This window comes from Imhoffiella purpurea, assembly GCF_000585215.1.
GTDB classification, from domain to species: Bacteria; Pseudomonadota; Gammaproteobacteria; order Chromatiales; family Chromatiaceae; genus Imhoffiella; species Imhoffiella purpurea.
Window position 1 is genome coordinate 1 of the sequence record NZ_AONC01000064.1, and the last position, 1,183, is coordinate 1,183.

The window sequence follows — 1,183 nt, forward strand, 5'->3', positions numbered from 1 at the left end:
AAAGCTAAATTCGAACGCAGCAAGCCACACGTCAACGTTGGCACCATTGGCCACGTCGACCATGGCAAGACCACGCTGACGGCGGCGATCACGGTTCATCAGGCGAAGAAATTCGGTGGTGAGGCGCGTGCCTACGACCAGATCGACAACGCCCCCGAGGAGCGCGAGCGCGGCATCACCATCGCCACCGCGCACGTCGAGTACGAGACCGACACGCGTCACTACGCGCACGTCGACTGCCCCGGTCACGCCGACTACGTGAAGAACATGATCACGGGTGCGGCGCAGATGGACGGTGCCATTCTGGTGTGCTCGGCGGCCGACGGCCCCATGCCCCAGACCCGCGAGCACATCCTGCTGTCGCGTCAGGTCGGCGTGCCCTACATCGTGGTGTACCTGAACAAGGCCGACATGGTCGACGACGCCGAGCTCCTGGAGCTGGTCGAGATGGAAGTGCGCGAGCTGCTCTCCAGTTACGACTTCCCGGGTGACGACACCCCGATCGTGACCGGTTCTGCCAAGCTGGCGCTCGAGGGCGACGAGAGCGAGATCGGCGGTCCTTCGATCGACCGTCTGATGGAAGCGCTCGACAGCTACATTCCCGAGCCCGAGCGTGCGGTCGATGGTGCCTTCCTGATGCCGATCGAGGACGTTTTCTCGATCTCGGGTCGCGGCACCGTGGTGACCGGTCGTGTCGAGCGCGGCATCATCAAGGTGGGTGAAGAGGTCGCGATCGTCGGCATCAAGGATACCGTCAAGACCACCTGCACCGGCGTCGAGATGTTCCGCAAGCTGCTCGATCAGGGTCAGGCGGGCGACAACATCGGCGCGCTGCTGCGCGGTACCAAGCGTGAGGACGTCGAGCGCGGTCAGGTTCTGGCCAAGCCGGGTTCCATCACCCCGCACACCCACTTCGAGGCCGAGGTGTACGTGCTGAGCAAGGAAGAGGGCGGTCGTCACACCCCCTTCTTCAACGGCTATCGTCCGCAGTTCTACTTCCGGACCACCGACGTCACCGGCGCCTGCGAGCTGCCCGAGGGCATCGAGATGGTCATGCCTGGCGACAACGTCAAGATGACGGTCAAGCTGATCGCGCCGATCGCGATGGAAGAGGGTCTGCGCTTCGCGGTGCGCGAGGGCGGCCGTACCGTCGGTGCCGGCGTCGTTGCCAAGATTATCGAGT

At 64.2% G+C, this 1,183-nt stretch carries 1 protein-coding gene; it reads left to right on the forward strand.

The window, feature by feature from the left end; all coding sequences use genetic code 11:
- On the forward strand, nucleotides 1-1,183 hold a 1,183-nt coding region (tuf, locus tag D779_RS17975; RefSeq protein ID WP_043756767.1), incomplete at both ends, for an elongation factor Tu.